1 protein-coding gene is annotated in these 606 nt (G+C 50.2%); it reads right to left on the bottom strand.

Going from position 1 to position 606, the window contains the following annotated elements:
* Positions 1-606, bottom strand: a 606-nt coding sequence (locus F0L46_RS27770) for an EF-Tu/IF-2/RF-3 family GTPase (RefSeq protein ID WP_240540167.1), incomplete at both ends; no start/stop codon positions are given.

Genomic DNA, 606 nt, shown 5'->3' with positions numbered 1-606 from the left:
GGCAGTGTGGCAATCCAACACTGGTGTGTAACCGTTTGAGATTTGACCAGGATGGTTCAGCACAATGACTTGAGCTGTAAAATCTGCAGCACCCTTAGGTGGGTTGTTTTTGGAGTCACCAGCAACATAACCACGACGCAATTCCTTGACGGACACGTTCTTTACATTGAAACCTACATTGTCTCCAGGTACAGCTTCTTGGAGAGCTTCGTGGTGCATCTCCACAGACTTGACTTCAGTAGTGATGTTGGCAGGGGCAAAGACAACAATGGTACCTGGTTTCAACACACCAGTTTCAACTCTGCCGACGGGCACGGTACCAATACCACCGATTTTGTATACGTCTTGCAGGGGAAGACGCAGGGGCTTGTCAGTGGGGCGGGCAGGTGGCAGGATGGCATCGAGAGCTTCAATGAGGCATTTTCCGTCAGCTTTGCCTTCCTTACGCTCCACCTGCCATCCCTTGAACCAAGGCATTTTGGTTGAAGGCTCCAACATGTTGTCTCCGTGCCATCCAGAAATGGGCACGAAAGCGACAGCAGCTGGGTTGTAGCCAATCTTCTTGATGTATGAGGATACTTCCTTCTTGATTTCCTCAAATCTGGG

It is taken from the genome of Salinarimonas soli (genome assembly GCF_008386575.1).
GTDB lineage: Bacteria > Pseudomonadota > Alphaproteobacteria > Rhizobiales > Beijerinckiaceae > Salinarimonas_A > Salinarimonas_A soli.
This window is presented reverse-complemented; position numbering and strand designations above follow the sequence as displayed.